Consider the following 15,204-nt stretch of genomic DNA (forward strand, 5'->3'; position numbering starts at 1 on the left):
ATTAACGCGCGCGGATCACAACGCGCGCACCGAAACGCCCGGATCAGGACCCGTTGATCAGAGGGTCCCCGTGGCGATCTTGAGCATGCGCCGCACGGGCTCCGCAGCGCCCCACAGCAACTGGTCACCCACGGTGAACGCGGAGATGTACTGCGGGCCCATGGACATGGTGCGGATGCGGCCCACCGGGATCTGCAGGGACCCGGAGGCGGCCACCGGCGTGAGGTCCCGCATGGAGTCCTCCTTGGTGTTGGGCACCACGGTGGCCCACTCGTTGTCCGCGTCCAGCAGGCGCTCGATCTCCGCGACGGGGACCTCTTCGCGCAGCTTGACGGTCAGCGCCTGGGAGTGGGAGCGCATCGCGGCGATCCGCACGCACAGCCCGTCCACCGGGATGGTCCGGTCCCCGGAGCGGCCCAGGATCTTGTTGGTCTCCGCCTCGGCCTTCCACTCCTCGCGGGACTGCCCGTTGCCCAGATCGGCGTCGATCCACGGGATCAGGGACCCGGAGAGCGGGACCCCGAACTGGGTGGTGTCCAGTTCACCGCCGCGCTGCTTGGCGAGCACGGCTCGGTCGATCTCCAGGATTGCGGAGGCGGGATCCGCCAACGGGTCGGCCACGCTCGCGTGGATGTCCCCGAACTGCTGGATGACCTCGCGCATGTGGCGCGCACCGCCACCGGAGGCGGCCTGGTAGGTCATGGACGTGGCCCACTCCACGAGTTCGTTGCGGAACAGTCCGCCCAGGCCCATGAGCATGCACGAGACGGTGCAGTTGCCGCCCACGAAGTCCTTGACGCCGCGGTCCAGGGCGGCGTCGATGACGTCCCGGTTGACGGGGTCCAGCACGATCACGGCGTCGTCGTTCATGCGCAGCGTGGAGGCGGCGTCGATCCAGATGCCGTCCCAGCCGTTCTTGCGCAGCTCACCGTGCACGGCCTTGGTGTAGTCCCCCCCCTGGGTCGTGACCAGGATGGGCAACTTGGAGAGCGCCTCGAGGTCGTGGGCGTCCTGCAGCACACCAGGATCCCCGGCGCCCCCGACCGAGGGGGCCGCACCCCCCGCATTGGAGGTGGAGAAGAACACGGGATCGAGCTGGGCGAAATCGTTCTCGGCGCGCAGGCGGTCCATGAGCACGGAGCCCACCATGCCGCGCCATCCGATGAAACCTACGGCGGCGGGTTGTGAAGTCATGCGCCCCAGTCTAACGAGGCACCGTGTTCAGCCCCGAGTCCGCGGGTCCGGGGCGGTGGCCAGCAGCTCCCGGTAGGACGGGAAGCGACGCATGTAGTCCTGGATGTAACTGCACGTGACCCGGACCTTGAGGCCGCGCTGCCGGTAGTCGTCCAGCACGCGCGTGACCAGTGTCCGCGCGTATCCGCGGCGGCCGAAGGCCTCCGAGATGATCGTGTGCTGCAGGTCCACGGTGCCGTCCTCGAGCACCTCCACGCCCAGGAACCCGATGTACTGCTCCCCGTCCCACAATTCGTAACGTGAAGCGTCGTGGTTGGGGACGACCTTCAGGTCTGGGCTGTTGTTGATCTGCGGTGTGGGTTCAGTCGTCACGGCGGGGACCTCCATCTCGAGCTGTGTGTCCCATCACGCTATCCCATCGCCCCTGGTCACGGTCCCGCTCGCGGCACCGCGCGTGTATTCGTCGATCCGGTAACGGACCCCCTTGGCGGACTCGGCCCAGTCCGCGACCTCGCGCCGCGCCCACTCGTCGTCGAGGTGTGGGGCGTGGGTGTCGCCGGTGACGTCCAGCTCGATGGTGGTCACGAGCGCCCGGGTCAGGGGCAGCGGAGCGTACGCGGCGGCCTCGCGCCACACCCCCGGGCCGCCGATCACCCAGATCTCGCGCGCGGTCCCCGGCACGAGGGATGGCCCGTCCGAGGAGGCAGCGTCGGTGCGCGACGAGGTCCCGGCGGGCGCGGCGTCATCGGCGCCGGGGGCCGGGGGCAGCAGGCGCAGCGCGAGGGCCACGGCGGCGTCGTACGAGTCCACGGCCCACACCCGTGAACCGTCCGTGGGCACCGAGTCCGGACGGGAGGTGATCACGACGTTGGGCCGCCCCGGCAGGGGCCGGAAACGCTCAGGGAAGGACTCCCACGTGCGCCGACCCATGATCACCGGGTGCCCCACGGTGGTGCGGGAGAAGAACCTCAGGTCCTCGGGCACGTGCCACGGGATGCTGCCGTCCGCCCCGATCACGCCGTCCGGGGACTGCGCCCAGATCCCGCCCACGGCGACGTTGCTCCCGCCGTTCGGGCGCCGCTCACCCTTTGCGGGAGCCACGATCGTGGCGAGTGCGTCCGAGCCTTGCCCGTTCACGACGTCCCCGTTCATACCGCCACCGGGGCCTTGATACCGGGGTGGTGCTGGTAGTCGAGCACCTCGAAGTCCTCGAACTCGTAGTCGAAGATCGACTCCGGACGCCGGCGCAACTGCAACCGGGGGTACGGGTAGGGCCCACGCGCGAGCTGGGTGCGCACCTGCTCCAAATGGTTGGAGTAGATGTGACAGTCACCCCCGGTCCACACGAACTCACCCGGGACCAGATCGCACTGCTGCGCGACCATCACGGTGAGCAGTGCGTAGGACGCGATGTTGAACGGCACGCCCAGGAACAGGTCCGCCGAACGCTGGTACAGCTGGCAGCTCAGGGCGTCCGGGCCGTCCTCGCGCGGCTGCACGTAGAACTGGAATAGCGCGTGGCACGGGGGCAGCGCCATCCGGTCCACCTCCGCGGGGTTCCACGCGGTGACCATGTGCCGGCGCGAGTCCGGAGTGGTGCGGATGGACTCGACCACGCGGGCAATCTGGTCGATCGTCTCCCCATGCCCGGCGGGCCAGCTGCGCCACTGCACGCCGTAGACGGGCCCCAGGTCCCCGTTCTCATCCGCCCACTCGTCCCAGATGCTCACCCCGCGCTCCTGCAGCCAGCGCACGTTGGAGGAGCCAGAGAGGAACCACAGCAGTTCGAGCGCCACCGAGCGGAAGTGCACGCGCTTGGTGGTCAGCAGGGGGAAGGAGCCGCCCAGGTCGTAGCGGATCTGGCGTCCGAAAACCGACAGCGTCCCCGTGCCGGTGCGGTCCGTCTTGGGGGTCCCGTTCTCGAGCACGTTCCGCAGGAGGTCCTCGTAGGGAGTGGGGATGGGCATGGGTCTCCTCTCACGACGCCGCTGCGGCGGCCTCCGCGCGGCGCGCACCTCACGAACGGTCGGGGCGCGCCCGGGGTGGGGACAGCGGCGTCGGCGTGGGCATGAACGCGGGCCGGGGGCCCGGCGGTCGGGGTGGTGTCAGTCGTCGAACGGGGAAATGATCTCGAAGCCCACCGCGCGGGCGCTCTGCGAGGCCCGGGGCATGTGCAGCACGATCATCTGACCGGGGCTCAGGTACGGGTCCGCGTCCGGCAGTTGCGCTGCGAGCGCGGGCGGCAGGTGCTTGGCGAGCACCTTCAACACGGTGGGCAGCACGGGGCGGTGGGTGCACAGCACCACGGGACGCTCGGTGTCGAAGAGCTGCTCGGTGACCTGGGCCGCGCGCTTGGGATGGCGCTTGTGGGCGGCCTCCGTCAGCTGTGAGCGCTCCTTGACCTTGATCCCGTACTTCTTGGCGTAGGGCACCACGGTGGAGATGCAGCGCAACCACGGGGACGTCACCACGCGCTTCGGTTGCCACGCGGCGAGCAACCGGGTCACGGCGAGCGCCTGACGCTTGCCCGTGGCGGCGAGCGGGCGGTCCCCCTCGGCGCGCTGCCAGGAGGAACGCGGCTTGGCCTTGGCGTGGCGGATCACGATCACGGGGCGGGTGGCCAGGGAGGCCCGCGCGTACAGGCGGGCGAGTTCGTCCAGGGGAGCGGTGTCGTCCTCGTTGGTCAGGATCGAGCGGGCCCGGGCCACGGGCAACCAGCTCATCCGGTCCACCTCGTCGTCCTCCGGGGACGCGTGGGCGAAGGGGGAGACCTCCGCGGCCCAGTAGCGCACGAGCTTGTCATGACCGCGGACGGTGTACTCGGTGTCCGCGAGGTGGACCCCCAGGGTGATGTGCAACCCCGTCTCCTCGCGCAGCTCGCGCACGGCCGTCTCCGGCAGCGTCTCGCCGTCGTCCTGCTTGCCCTTGGGCCAGGACCAGTCGTCGTAGCGGGGGCGGTGGATGACCAACACCTGGAGTTCGCCGTCCACCACCCGCCAGCACACACAGCCGGCGGCGAGGATGTCGTACTTACTCAGGGTCTTGTTCTTCGCCATGACCTGCTCTCCGTAGTCGGACGCTCGACTCGACCGCGCGGCGCGGGCGGGGTTCGGTAACGATCGTAGCCGTCTCAGCTGCGGTACATGACGTCCACGTGCCAGCGCTCGAAGCCCAGGGATTCGTACAGCGCCACGGCCGCGGGGTTGTCCGCGTCCACGTACAGCATGACCTCGTCCAGCCCCTGTTCGGCCAGGTGGTTGATGCCCGCCGCGGTCAGGGCGCGGCCGAGTCCGTGGCCCTGGTGGTCCGGGGCGATCCCCACGGCGTAGACCTCACCGATGGCCGCGGCGTCCCCCGAGGCCGGGTGCACCTTGGTCCAGTGGAAGCCCGCGACGTCGTCCGGGTCGTCCGCGGCGACCGCGAGCAGGAAACCCCGGGGATCGAACCACGACTCGTTCTCGCGTTCCTGCAGATCGGCGAGCGTCATGCGGCCCTGTTCGGGGTGCTCGGCGAACGCCGCGGCGTTGACCCGCAACCACGACTGCTCGTCCCGGCCCACCTCGAACGCCCGGATCTCGAGATGTTCCGGTAGGTCCACGGGCAGGGGGACGTCCTCGGCGCCGGCCACGGCGCGCTTGAGCTGGTAGAGGTCCCGCACGGCCTCGAGGCCGTGGAGCTCGGCGAGGCGTTGCGCGGCCACGTGGTTTCCGTGGGCCCAGGCCTCCACGGTGCCGTCCAGCTGAGCGCGCAGCTGCCCCGCGATCGCCGTGGCCACACCCCGTTTGCGGTGCTCGGGGTCCACCACGAGCTCCACCGTGTACGTGGACGCGCGATCCGGCTGCGGCACGACCACCGCGGCACCCACGAGGCGCTCGCCGTCGGTGGCCACGACGCACGTGACACCCGCACGGCCGGAGCGCACGTCCACGAGGGTCTGGTCGGAGAACGGCGGCTCGCCGTCCGCGGCGTGGGCGCGCTCGGCGAGCGCCACGAGATCGTCGGGGAACGGGATGTCGTCGTGGGCGGTCACGGTCACGGACATGGGATGCCTCCTCGGTGGGTTGTGGCGCGCGATCAGGGCGTCTGGTCCCTGCCCGCGGTGTAGCTGTACCCCACGTTACGCACCGTGGTGATCAGGTGCTCGTGATCCGCACCCAGTTTGGCTCGCAGCCGACGGATGTGGACGTCCACCGTGCGCGTCCCGCCGTAGTAGTCGTAGCCCCACACCTCGGAGAGCAACTGGTGGCGCGTGAACACCCTCCCCGCGTGCTGGGCCAGGAACTTCAACAGCTCGAATTCCTTGAACGTGAGGTTCAGGGCCCGCCCGCCCAGTTTCACGGTGTAGGAGTTCTCGTCGATCACCACGGCCCCGGCGCGGATCACGGCGTCGTCGTTCTCGAACGCGTTCGTCCCGGCGTCGGCGAGCGCGAGGCGCAACCGCGCCTCGATCTCGGCGGGTCCCGCGGTGTGCAGCAGGACGTCGCTCACGCACCATGACGGCGCCACGGCCGCCATCCCGCCTTCGGTCACCGTCACGAGCACGGGCAGCGGGCGTTCGAGCCCGGACAGGGAGACGGCCGTGTTGCGCGCCGTCACGAGGTTGCGGGTGCCGTCAACAATCACCACGTCCGGGCGCGCGGACCCGGTCAGTGCACTGCTCTCGTCCGGGGCGTGCACCCGCACCCGGTGCGGCAGCAGCTCGAGCGCGGGCAGTGCGGACTCCACGGCGGGGGAGGCGGTGCTGAGCAGGGCGATGTGGGTCACTGTGGGATCCGCTCGGACGCGAGGTGACCGCTCCCGCGCGGGCACGGCCGATGACCGGGCCAGTATAGGCGGGCCCCGTGGACGTGCGGGGGTACACGTGACCCGCCGCGAGGCCCGCGCCGGTTACCCTGAAACGGGTACGCACCACACCGCCCGCCCTCGGCCCCGAAGGAACCCCGCCATGAAGTACGCGCGCATCATCGTCGCCGCCGTGGTGGCGCTCGTCCTCGCGCTCACGGCGGGCGTGATCGGCTCGTGGGCGCCGCTGCTCGTGTCCGTGGCCATGGCCGTGACGATCGGTGTGGGGTGGCCCGCCGCCGCGGGGATCCAGGCGCGGCGCCGGCACAACGTGCTCATCGCGGTGGCCGGCACCCTCGCGTGCCTGCTCGTACAACTCGTCCCGTCCCAGCGCCTCGTGTGGTTGCCCGCGATCATCGGTGTGTCCTTCATGGCCGTGTGCGTGGCCGAACTCGTGCGGGGGGAGGGTGCCAAGTACCGTCTGGAATCCGCGCTGGCCTCCGCGACGGGGGTCCTGGCCGCGGTTGCCGCCTCGGGGTGGATCGCGTTCTCCCGCGTGGCCCACGACCAGGGACTGAGCAGGTGGCTCACCGTCGCGGGCGTGGGCGCCCCGCTGACCATCATCCTGGTGGTCGCCGGTGCCCGCGTGATCTCCGCGGCCCCCGAGAACCTGCGCCGCAGGGGCATGATCACGCTCGGTGTCACACCCGTGGCACTGTTCGGTATGGTGGCCGTTTTCGCGACCCAGCTACTGGCCGCCGTGGTAGCGTGAAGCCATGCTTGCTCTCGAAATCTTCTACCTCGTTCTGCTCGGCCTCGCGGGCCTGTGCATCCTCGGAATCTCCTTGAAGGTCGTGTTCAGCCTCTTCAAGGGCCAGCTGTAACTCGTGCCCGTCGAGATCCCCACGGACCTGACCCCCGAACTCGTTCCCTTCGCATGGCTGTTGGGCACGTGGGAGGGCAACGGCTTCATGGGATACGGCGCCGCCGAACAGCGTGCCTTCCGGCAACGCGTCACGTTCGAACAGACCGGCTTACCGTTCATGATCTACCGCGCGCAGACCACGCTGCTCAACGAAGAGGGCGAACCCCAGCGCGAGGCCACGTACGAACAAGGGTTCTGGGAGCTCGCCCGTAACCGTGAGGACGGCGACATCGGACCCGGGATGCTCCCGCCGGACCCCGTGCCCGTGCTCAAGTCCGCACAGGACGTCGAGGACCTGCGCAACGCGGACGGCGGCTTCGACATCTCCGTGACGATCGCCCAGCCCGGCGGCGTCGCCGAGCTGTACCTGGGCCAGATCAAGGGCCCGCGCGTGGACCTCAGCACGGACGCCGTGATCCGCGCCCGCGGTGCCAAGGAGTACGTCTCCGGGACCCGGCTCTACGGGCTCGTCAACAACCACCTCATGTGGGCGTGGGACATGGCCGCGCAGGGCCACGAACTCGCGACGCACGCTTCCGCCGAACTGAGCAAGGTCGAACCCCAGAAGTGACTGACACCGCACCCTCATACTCCTCCGTCCTGTTGCACCGCCACGGTGCCGTGACCGCGGAAGCGCTGGACGAGGGGGTCGCGGCGCACTACGGCGCCCCCGTGCACGAACAGCGCGCCCTGGCCCGGGGGAGGGCCGTGGTGGACCAGTCCCAGCGCGGCGTCGTGACCGTGAGTGGCCCCGATCGACTGAGCTGGCTCACCACCTTGTCGTCGCAGGTGCTCACCGGACTGACCCCGGGGGTCAGTACCGAAACCCTCTTCCTGAGCATCCAGGGCCGCGTGGAATTCGCTCCGCACGTGGTCGACGATGGCGGGACCACGTGGTTGATCACCGAGGCCCGGGAGGCCGCAGGGCTCGCCGACTGGCTGACCACCATGCGCTTCGCCCTGCGGGTGGAGATCGAGGACGTCAGTGACCGCTGGGCGGTGCTCGTCGCCACGCGGGACCTTCGTGAGTTGCTTCCCGCCCAGACCAACCCCATGCTGGTGTGGCACGACCCGTGGCCGGGCGTCGGCGCGGGCGGTCACGCCTACGCCGTGACCGAGGACCACCCGGGTGCCGCGCGCTCGTGGTACGAACACCTGATTCCGCTCGCGTCGTTGGAGACCGCGGTCGCGGCTCTCGAGGAACAGGGGTACTCGCTCGCCGGTTCGTGGGCCGCGGAGGCCCTGCGGATCGAGGCCTGGCGGCCGCGCTGGGGCGCGGACACGGACGAGAAGACCATTCCGCACGAACTGGACTGGATGCGCACCGCCGTGCACCTGGCCAAGGGCTGCTACAAGGGCCAGGAGACCGTGGCCCGCGTGCACAACCTGGGCCACCCGCCGCGCCGGCTCACGTTCCTGGACCTGGACGGTTCCCAGCACACGCTCCCGGGCCCCGGGGCCACGGTCGAGCTGAACGGCAAGGTCGTGGGTCGCGTGACCGCGGCCCAGTTGCACCACGAGGCCGGCCCCATCGCGCTCGCCGTGCTCAAACGCTCGGTCGCCCCGGACGCGGTGCTCACCGTGCGGGACACCGTCGTGCAGGGCTCGGAGGAGGCTGCATCGAACGGCAACGGCGCGTCCGACGACGCCGCGGGCGGCACGTCCGCGGACGCACCCGCCGAACAGTGGGCCGCCGCCCAGACCGTGGTGGTCCCCCCGGATGCCGGGTCCGTGGTGGGCCGGGCCCAGGGGCTCATGCGCGGTCCGCGCGGCGGTGGAATGCGGCTCTGACCTAACACGACTGACATGTGGTGACGCCCCGTTCCCCTCGGAGGGGAACGGGGCGCCACCACGAGTCGGGGCTCAGCGACCGAACAGCACCTTGGCCTCGTCGTAGCGGTCCTGCGGTACCACCTTGAGCCCGTCGAGCGCCTCGGAGAAGTCCACGCGCACCACGTCCGTGCCGCGCAGCGCGCACATCTTGCCCCACTGCTTCTCGGTGGCCATCCCCACGGCGGCGATCCCCAGTCGCGTGGCCAGGACACGGTCGAAGCCGGTGGGCGCGCCACCGCGCTGGATGTGACCCAGGATCGTGTTGCGGGTCTCGATGCCGGTGTTCTCCTCGATCTCCCGCGTCACGAAGTCCCCGATGCCCCCCAGCCGCGGGCGCCCGGACGCCTCGGTGCCCTTGCCCGCGATGGCCTCCTCGCGGTCGTCGGGGATGAAGCCCTCCGCCACGACAACGAGCGGTGAGCGGCCACGCTCGTGGACCTCACGGACCCACTCGGAAACCTGCTCCATGGACTCCCGGAATTCGGGGATCAGGATGGCGTGCGCGCCGGCGGCCATGCCGGAGTGCAGCGCGATCCAGCCCACGTGGCGGCCCATGACCTCCGCGACCATGCACCGGTGATGCGATTCGCCGGTGGTGCGCAGCCGGTCCATCGCATCCGTTGCGATCGAGACCGCGGTGTCGAAACCGAACGTGAAGTCGGTGGCCTGCAGGTCGTTGTCGATGGTCTTGGGCACGCCCACCACGGGCAGCCCCGCATCCGCGAGCCGCTTGGCGCCGGCCAGGGTGCCTTCGCCGCCGATCGCGACCACGGCGTCGATCCCGTGACGCTCCAGGACCTTGGCGATGTTCTCGGGACCGCCCTGGGGGCCGTCGAAGGGGTTGGTGCGCGAGGTGCCCAGGATGGTCCCGCCCTGGCGCGCGAGGCCGCGTACGCTTTGCCGCGGCAGGTCGATGATGTCCCCTTCGACGACGCCGCGCCAGCCGTCCCGAAAGCCCACGAACTCGTGATCGAAGGATTTGATGCCGTGCAACACCGCGCCGCGGATCACCGCGTTGAGTCCGGGGCAGTCCCCGCCGCTGGTCATGAGCCCGATTCGCATGTGTGCCTCAGTTCCCCTCTGTCGTGTCGTGTCGTGTCGTTGTTCCCCTTCCATCCTAGTGACGCGCGCTCGGCGTTGCCCGGGACACCGGATGAACGGACGCGCGGCACACGGTGGGCCCCGTCCACCCGTGGTTAATGTGGACAACTAAGATCGGGGGAGGATCTGTGAACACGCCGTTCGCGATGTCAGGCCACCAGGAGGACGTTATGACCGCCCAGCAAGAACCGGCCCGGGAGAACCTGCGCGAGTTCATCGACAAGCTCGTGGACCAGGGGTACACCGTGCGGGACGGGCAGTCCCCGGACCCGGATCTGATCGACCCGGGTGGAAGCGCGGTGGAGACGTGGCGTGAGGGGTACCCGTACGACGAGCGGATGTCCCGCGAGGACTACGAGCTCGAGAAGTACCAGTTGCAGATCGAGCTGTTGAAGTTCCAGTACTGGGGCCAGGACAACGACCTCAAACACGTGATCGTGTTCGAGGGTCGGGACGCCGCGGGCAAGGGCGGGACCATCAAGCGTTTCACCGAGCACCTCAACCCCCGCGCCGCCCGCGTGGTGGCCCTGAACAAGCCCTCGGACCGCGAGCAGGGCCAGTGGTACTTCCAGCGCTACATCCAGCACCTGCCCACCAACGGTGAGATCGTGCTGTTCGACCGCTCGTGGTACAACCGCGGCAACGTGGAGCGCGTGATGGGCTTCTGCACGGACGAGCAGTACGAGAGCTTCATGCTGCAGGCGCCCGTGTTCGAGAAGATGCTCGTGGACTCGGGGATCCACCTGACCAAGTTCTGGTTCTCGGTGACGCAGCACGAGCAGCGCACGCGCTTTGCGATCCGCCAGATCGACCCGGTGCGCCGCTGGAAGCTCTCGCCCATGGACCTCGCGTCCCTGGACCGCTGGGAGGACTACACCGTGGCCAAGGAGGAGACCTTCCGCCGCACGGACACGGACCACGCCCCGTGGATCACCATCAAGTCCAACGACAAGAAGCGCGCCCGCCTCAACGCCATGCGCTTCTTCCTCAACCAGTTCGACTACGAGGACAAGGACACCTCCGTGGTGTACCCGCCAGACCCGCTGATCGTGCGCCGCGGCCGCGACGCCGTGGACGACTGATACCCGGCTCCTCCCACTGTCCCCCGGAAGCGTCCATGGTTGGTTCCACCCCGTGAGCCGCCCGGCCTGATTGATTCGTGGCTGGGCGGCCGCTGGCGTATCCACCCTGTGCGAGGCCACGTCCCACTACGCGGTGGACCCGAACCCGCCGAACATGGCCCTCCTGGCGTTGACCCTCCCGGCCGCGGGGCTCGTGTGCGTGCTTCTCGCCGGGCGGCGTCTCGGCGCCGTACGAATCGCGTGTGCCGTGGCGCTGAACCAGGTGCCCTTCCACGCGCCGTTCTCGCTGGGCGGTCATGCCGCGGGGCCGTCCTCCCACGTGATCGGGACGGCCCACGCCCAGGGTCATGCCCTGCGCCCCGTCCCCCTGGCCTACCCCCTGCCCCCGCGCGCGTGGTCACCCGTGCGCATCATCTCCCCACGCGGACCGCCGGCTCTCTCCGTCTGAGCCGCTTTCCTTTCGAGCACACCCCGGGCACTCGCCTGCGGGGTGTCCTCACCACCTGCCGTCGAGAGGTACTTCATCATGTCCGCAATACGGAACGCACTGTCGTCCGAACGCGCCCGCGAGGGCGCGCGCCCCTCCCACGCCTGGTTCATGGCCCTGCTGCAAAGACTGCACTCTGCCGCTGCGCACCACGATCGACTGGTTGCACCGGGACCTGCTGCTGGGTGAGCCCGGGCGGCTCTACAGCGAACTCGCGGCCTCGTGCTCGCGGCGGATCTCGCGGTCGCCGTCGTCGCACAACGCCGCCCGGCCCGGGAATCCGCGCACTGATCACCCGTGCGGACGGCGCTCCCCGAACGGGCCGTACGGCCTGAACGGGCCGCGCCGTCTGAACGGAAGGCGCTCCCTGCACGAACGGCGCCCCTGAACGAACGGCGCCCCCAACAGCGGTCATCCGCCGTCGGGGGTGCGTGCGCTGGGGAGGGTGCGTGCGCGGTGAAGGGTGCGTCCGCGCGGGGGCCTCAGGCGGTCTCGCCCCGGAAGTTGTGCCGGTCCACGAGCGCCCACGACGCCGCGGCGTTGACAGCGGCCACGGTGAACACCGAGGGCCACGCGCCGATCTTCTTGGCCAGCGGGTGGGACAGTCCGAACCCGGCGAGGTACAGCACGCTCAGGCCCGCGGTCGTGGCGGGTCCCGCGGAGCGGTACCACGTGCGCCCGGCGACCACGCCCTTCGCGAGCAGGACCGCGCCGCCCAGGGCGCGCACCCCCGTGAAACGGGCCACCGCGTAACCGCCGATCAGTCCGCCGGCCACCACAGCCGAGCTGGGCAGGGCCACGGCGGAGGGCAGCAATTCGTCCAGCTCGTGCAAGGTCTCTTTGACGCTCATTCGGTGCCTCCCAGGAAGTTCTGCAGACGGGACAGGCCCTCGGCGAGATCGTCGTCGCCCAGGGCGTAGGACAGGCGCAGGTACCCGGACGGGCCGAAGGCCTCACCCGGGACCACTGCCACCTCGGCCTTCTCGAGGATCAGTTCCGCGAGCTCCGCGCTCGTGGTGGGCGTGACGCCCGCGAACTCGCGGCCCAACAGCGCCGTGATGTCTGGGTACGCGTAGAACGCACCGGTGGGGGTGGGGCACACCACGCCGTCGATCGCGTTGAGCCCGTCCACGATCGTGCGACGACGCCGGTCGAAGGCCTCGCGCATGCGCTCCACCTGGTCCATGGGCCCGTTCAGTGCGGCCAGGGCCGCGCGCTGGGCCACGTTGTTCACGTTGGAACTCAGGTGCGACTGCAGGTTGGTCGCGGCCTTCACGACGTCTGCGGGACCAACCAGCCAGCCCACACGCCACCCGGTCATCGCATAGGTCTTGGCCACGCCGTTGAGCAGGATGAGGTTCTCGTGCAGCTCGGGTACGGCGCGGGCCATAGAGGTGAACTCCACGTCGTCGTACGTGAGGTGCTGGTAAATCTCGTCGCTGATCACGAAGATGCCCTTGGCCGCGGCCCATTCACCCACGGCCCGGGTCTCCTCGGCGGTGTAGACCGCACCCGTGGGGTTGGAGGGCGAGCAGAACAACAGGGCCTTGGTGTGCTCCGTGTATGCGGCCTCAAGTTGTTCGGGCGTGACCTTGTACTCCTGGTCCGCACCCGCGAAGACCTCCACGGGGTTGCCGCCGGCCAGTCGGATGGCTTCAGGGTAGGTGGTCCAATATGGGGCGGGCAGCAGGACGTCGTCGCCGTCGTCCACGACCGTCTGGAACGCCTGGTACACGGCCTGCTTGCCGCCGTTGGTCACGAGCACCTGGGAGGGCTCCACGGCCCATCCGCTGTCGCGCTGCGTGGCTTGCGCGATCGCTGAACGCAGCTCGGGCAGTCCCGCGGCGGGGGAGTAGCGGAAGTTCTTGGGGTCCTGGAGAGCCTCGGCGGCGGCATCCACGATGTAGTCGGGGGTCGCGAAGTCCGGTTCACCCGCGCCGAAGCCGATCACCGGCCGCCCCTCGGCCTTGAGGGCCTTGGCCTTGGCGTCCACGGCGAGGGTCGCGGACTCCGCGATCGCCGAGATCCGATGCGAGATGCGCTGCTGCGCTGGTGACATGGTGATCATTTCTCCTGGGCTGACTGGGCTGCTTGGACTGACCGGGTCGTCCCGGCGGGCGGGCCTCACACTGGCCCGCGCACGGATCCGTACGGGAACCTGACGGGCCCGGGGTCCGACCGGGGACGCGGACACCGCTCCCAGCTTAGGTGGCCGGGCCCCTGCTTTGCACGGGACGCGGCGGGCGCGTACCATGGTCTGTTGGTGCCGCCACCAGTGCGGTGCGCTCTGCCCCGGGATGGACTCCCGACGGCGGGATGACGGGCCGATGATAGGCTCGGGCACCGGATTTCGTGTCGCGCACGGCTGCGGCGCGGTGTCGAAGGGCAGTGGCGCAATTGGTAGCGCAGCGGTCTCCAAAACCGCAGGTTGCAGGTTCGAGTCCTGTCTGCCCTGCTTCAGGACCCACAACGGCACGCACACCACCGCCGAGAAGTTGCTTCACGCAGGGGAGAGCCGATGTCGCACACCGTCACAGGACAGACCCCGGGTCAACCTGCCGGTTCCGATCACAAACGTGGGATCTTCGGCCGGATCTGGCTGTTTATCCGTCAGGTCGTGGGAGAACTCAAGAAGGTCGTCGCCCCGTCCCGCCGGGAACTGGTCAACTTCGTCCTGGTCGTGCTGGCGTTCGTGGCGTTCATGATGGTGTTGATCTCCCTGTTGGACCTGGGCTTCGGTCAGGTGGCCATCTGGCTGTTCGGGAACGGCGACCAGGCCCAGTAAGTCCTTCCACCACTTCCAGACGTCCACAGAAAGCAGGAATCCCCGGTGACCGATCACGAGCTCGATAACGACGACACCCAGCCCGCTCAGCTCGACTCCCTGATGGCGGACGCTGCGCGGGACGAGTCGGCGCAGAGCACGTCCGAGACCACCGAGACCACGGATCCGCAGCAGGACTCCGACGAGCGCACCGTGCAGGAAGCCGACCTCGACGCCGCCGAGGGTAACGGCGAGGCCGTGCCCGTCCCCACCGAGGACGCCGCGGCCACGGCGGAAGCCGCCGAGGACGACGTCGACCCCGCGGTGGAATTTAAGGCCAAGCTGCGCCGCCAAGAGGGCGACTGGTTCGTGATCCACACGTACGCGGGGTACGAGAACCGTGTGAAGACCAACCTCGAGACCCGCATCCAGTCCCTCAACATGGAAGAGGACATCTTCCAGATCGAGGTGCCCATGGAAGAGGTCGTGGAGATCAAGAACTCGCAGCGCAAGACCGTGCGCCGCGTGCGGATCCCCGGGTACGTGCTCGTGCGCATGAACCTCACGGACGCCTCCTGGGGCGCGGTGCGCCACACCCCGGGTGTCACGGGCTTCGTGGGCCAGGACGCCTACAACCCGGTGCCGCTGCGCCTGGACGAGGTCTTCGACATGCTCGCCCCCACGTTCGAGACCCCCGAGAAGGCCAAGGGCCTGGGCGAGACCGCCGGTTCCAGCGCGGGTGCCCAGGGTGGCGCCCAGCAGGTCACCGTGGACTTCGAGGTCGGCGAGTCCGTGATCGTGAAGGAGGGCCCCTTCGAGACCCTCCCGGCCACGATCTCCGAGATCAAGGTGGAATCCCAGCAGCTCGTGGTGCTGGTGTCCATCTTCGAACGCGAGACCCCCGTGACCCTCGGTTTCGACCAGGTCACCAAGATCTAGTCCCCCAAGATTTCGGAAACCGGCCCCGGATGTGCTTTGGTCCGGGGTGTTTCCGTTCGGTCGCCGCGCCACGGCGACCACCCGCCGTCGTACGCTC

17 protein-coding genes and 1 tRNA gene are annotated in these 15,204 nt (G+C 69.5%); 8 read left to right on the forward strand and 10 right to left on the reverse strand.

Annotation, left to right across the window (positions count from 1 at the left end):
• Positions 1 to 57 precede the first annotated feature (57 nt).
• The 7 genes from asd to Q9R22_RS03750 form a co-directional block, all read right to left on the reverse strand.
• A complete protein-coding gene (gene asd / locus Q9R22_RS03720) occupies positions 58 to 1,194 on the reverse strand; it encodes an aspartate-semialdehyde dehydrogenase (RefSeq protein ID WP_131332441.1) in 1,137 nt (378 codons plus the stop codon).
• Between the two features lie 27 nt (positions 1,195 to 1,221).
• Positions 1,222 to 1,566 (reverse strand): GNAT family N-acetyltransferase, encoded by a 345-nt coding sequence (locus Q9R22_RS03725; protein WP_242670601.1) that lies wholly within the window; start codon positions 1,564 to 1,566, stop codon positions 1,222 to 1,224.
• 33 nt (positions 1,567 to 1,599) lie between these two features.
• Positions 1,600 to 2,346 (reverse strand): dihydrofolate reductase, encoded by a 747-nt coding sequence (locus tag Q9R22_RS03730; RefSeq protein ID WP_131332443.1) that lies wholly within the window; start codon positions 2,344 to 2,346, stop codon positions 1,600 to 1,602.
• A complete protein-coding gene (locus Q9R22_RS03735) occupies positions 2,343 to 3,161 on the reverse strand; it encodes a thymidylate synthase (RefSeq protein ID WP_131332444.1) in 819 nt (272 codons plus the stop codon). Before Q9R22_RS03735 ends, Q9R22_RS03730 begins: the two co-directional genes overlap by 4 nt.
• A 138-nt stretch (positions 3,162 to 3,299) precedes the next feature.
• A complete protein-coding gene (locus tag Q9R22_RS03740; protein ID WP_098055935.1) occupies positions 3,300 to 4,250 on the reverse strand; it encodes an NUDIX hydrolase in 951 nt (316 codons plus the stop codon).
• A gap of 74 nt (positions 4,251 to 4,324) precedes the next feature.
• The gene (gene mshD / locus Q9R22_RS03745; RefSeq protein WP_131332445.1) at positions 4,325 to 5,236 is read right to left on the reverse strand and encodes a mycothiol synthase; all 912 of its coding nucleotides are present in this window, start codon (positions 5,234 to 5,236) and stop codon (positions 4,325 to 4,327) included.
• Positions 5,237 to 5,268: 32 nt separating this feature from the next.
• Positions 5,269 to 5,958, reverse strand: a complete 690-nt coding sequence (locus Q9R22_RS03750; protein WP_131332446.1) for a response regulator transcription factor — start codon at positions 5,956 to 5,958, stop codon at positions 5,269 to 5,271.
• A 181-nt stretch (positions 5,959 to 6,139) separates the two neighbouring features.
• Here Q9R22_RS03750 and Q9R22_RS03755 point away from each other — a divergent pair, with 181 nt between their 5' ends.
• From Q9R22_RS03755 to Q9R22_RS03765, 3 genes are all read left to right on the forward strand, one after another.
• On the forward strand, positions 6,140 to 6,748 hold the full coding sequence (locus tag Q9R22_RS03755; RefSeq protein ID WP_035959995.1) for a hypothetical protein: 609 nt from the start codon (positions 6,140 to 6,142) through the stop codon (positions 6,746 to 6,748).
• Between the two features lie 115 nt (positions 6,749 to 6,863).
• Complete coding sequence (locus tag Q9R22_RS03760; protein ID WP_131332447.1) at positions 6,864 to 7,472, forward strand: FABP family protein; 609 nt, start codon at positions 6,864 to 6,866, stop codon at positions 7,470 to 7,472.
• Positions 7,469 to 8,692: a folate-binding protein YgfZ gene (locus tag Q9R22_RS03765; protein WP_242670602.1), complete on the forward strand. Its 1,224-nt coding sequence runs from the start codon at positions 7,469 to 7,471 to the stop codon at positions 8,690 to 8,692. Before Q9R22_RS03760 ends, Q9R22_RS03765 begins: the two co-directional genes overlap by 4 nt.
• A 72-nt stretch (positions 8,693 to 8,764) precedes the next feature.
• Here the strand turns inward: Q9R22_RS03765 and Q9R22_RS03770 are convergent, their stop codons facing one another.
• A complete protein-coding gene (locus Q9R22_RS03770) occupies positions 8,765 to 9,796 on the reverse strand; it encodes a 6-phosphofructokinase (protein ID WP_085108437.1) in 1,032 nt (343 codons plus the stop codon).
• A 209-nt stretch (positions 9,797 to 10,005) separates the two neighbouring features.
• On the opposite strand from Q9R22_RS03770, the gene ppk2 reads away from it, so the two are divergent.
• Together ppk2 and Q9R22_RS03780 are read left to right on the forward strand one after the other, a co-directional pair.
• Positions 10,006 to 10,917 carry a polyphosphate kinase 2 gene (gene ppk2, locus Q9R22_RS03775; RefSeq protein WP_172644385.1) on the forward strand — a complete coding sequence of 304 codons (912 nt, stop codon included), beginning with the start codon at positions 10,006 to 10,008 and terminating at the stop codon, positions 10,915 to 10,917.
• A gap of 70 nt (positions 10,918 to 10,987) precedes the next feature.
• The gene (locus Q9R22_RS03780; protein ID WP_242670603.1) at positions 10,988 to 11,365 is read left to right on the forward strand and encodes a hypothetical protein; all 378 of its coding nucleotides are present in this window, start codon (positions 10,988 to 10,990) and stop codon (positions 11,363 to 11,365) included.
• Positions 11,366 to 11,886: 521 nt separating this feature from the next.
• Here Q9R22_RS03780 and Q9R22_RS03785 read toward each other — a convergent pair.
• On the reverse strand, positions 11,887 to 12,255 hold the full coding sequence (locus Q9R22_RS03785) for a hypothetical protein (RefSeq protein ID WP_131332449.1): 369 nt from the start codon (positions 12,253 to 12,255) through the stop codon (positions 11,887 to 11,889).
• Positions 12,252 to 13,472 carry a pyridoxal phosphate-dependent aminotransferase gene (locus Q9R22_RS03790; protein ID WP_186313787.1) on the reverse strand — a complete coding sequence of 407 codons (1,221 nt, stop codon included), beginning with the start codon at positions 13,470 to 13,472 and terminating at the stop codon, positions 12,252 to 12,254. Before Q9R22_RS03790 ends, Q9R22_RS03785 begins: the two co-directional genes overlap by 4 nt.
• A 314-nt stretch (positions 13,473 to 13,786) precedes the next feature.
• Between Q9R22_RS03790 and Q9R22_RS03795 the strand changes: the two genes are divergently transcribed.
• The 3 genes from Q9R22_RS03795 (at position 13,787) to nusG (ending at position 15,107) form a co-directional block, all read left to right on the forward strand.
• Positions 13,787 to 13,859: transfer RNA gene (locus Q9R22_RS03795), tRNA-Trp, on the forward strand.
• Positions 13,860 to 13,922: 63 nt separating this feature from the next.
• Positions 13,923 to 14,189: a preprotein translocase subunit SecE gene (secE, locus tag Q9R22_RS03800; protein ID WP_064845237.1), complete on the forward strand. Its 267-nt coding sequence runs from the start codon at positions 13,923 to 13,925 to the stop codon at positions 14,187 to 14,189.
• 45 nt (positions 14,190 to 14,234) lie between these two features.
• Positions 14,235 to 15,107, forward strand: a complete 873-nt coding sequence (nusG, locus tag Q9R22_RS03805; protein WP_131332451.1) for a transcription termination/antitermination protein NusG — start codon at positions 14,235 to 14,237, stop codon at positions 15,105 to 15,107.
• Positions 15,108 to 15,204: the final 97 nt, after the last annotated feature.

This window comes from Kocuria sp. PD6 (assembly GCF_031844145.1).
Lineage (GTDB): Bacteria > Actinomycetota > Actinomycetes > Actinomycetales > Micrococcaceae > Kocuria > Kocuria marina.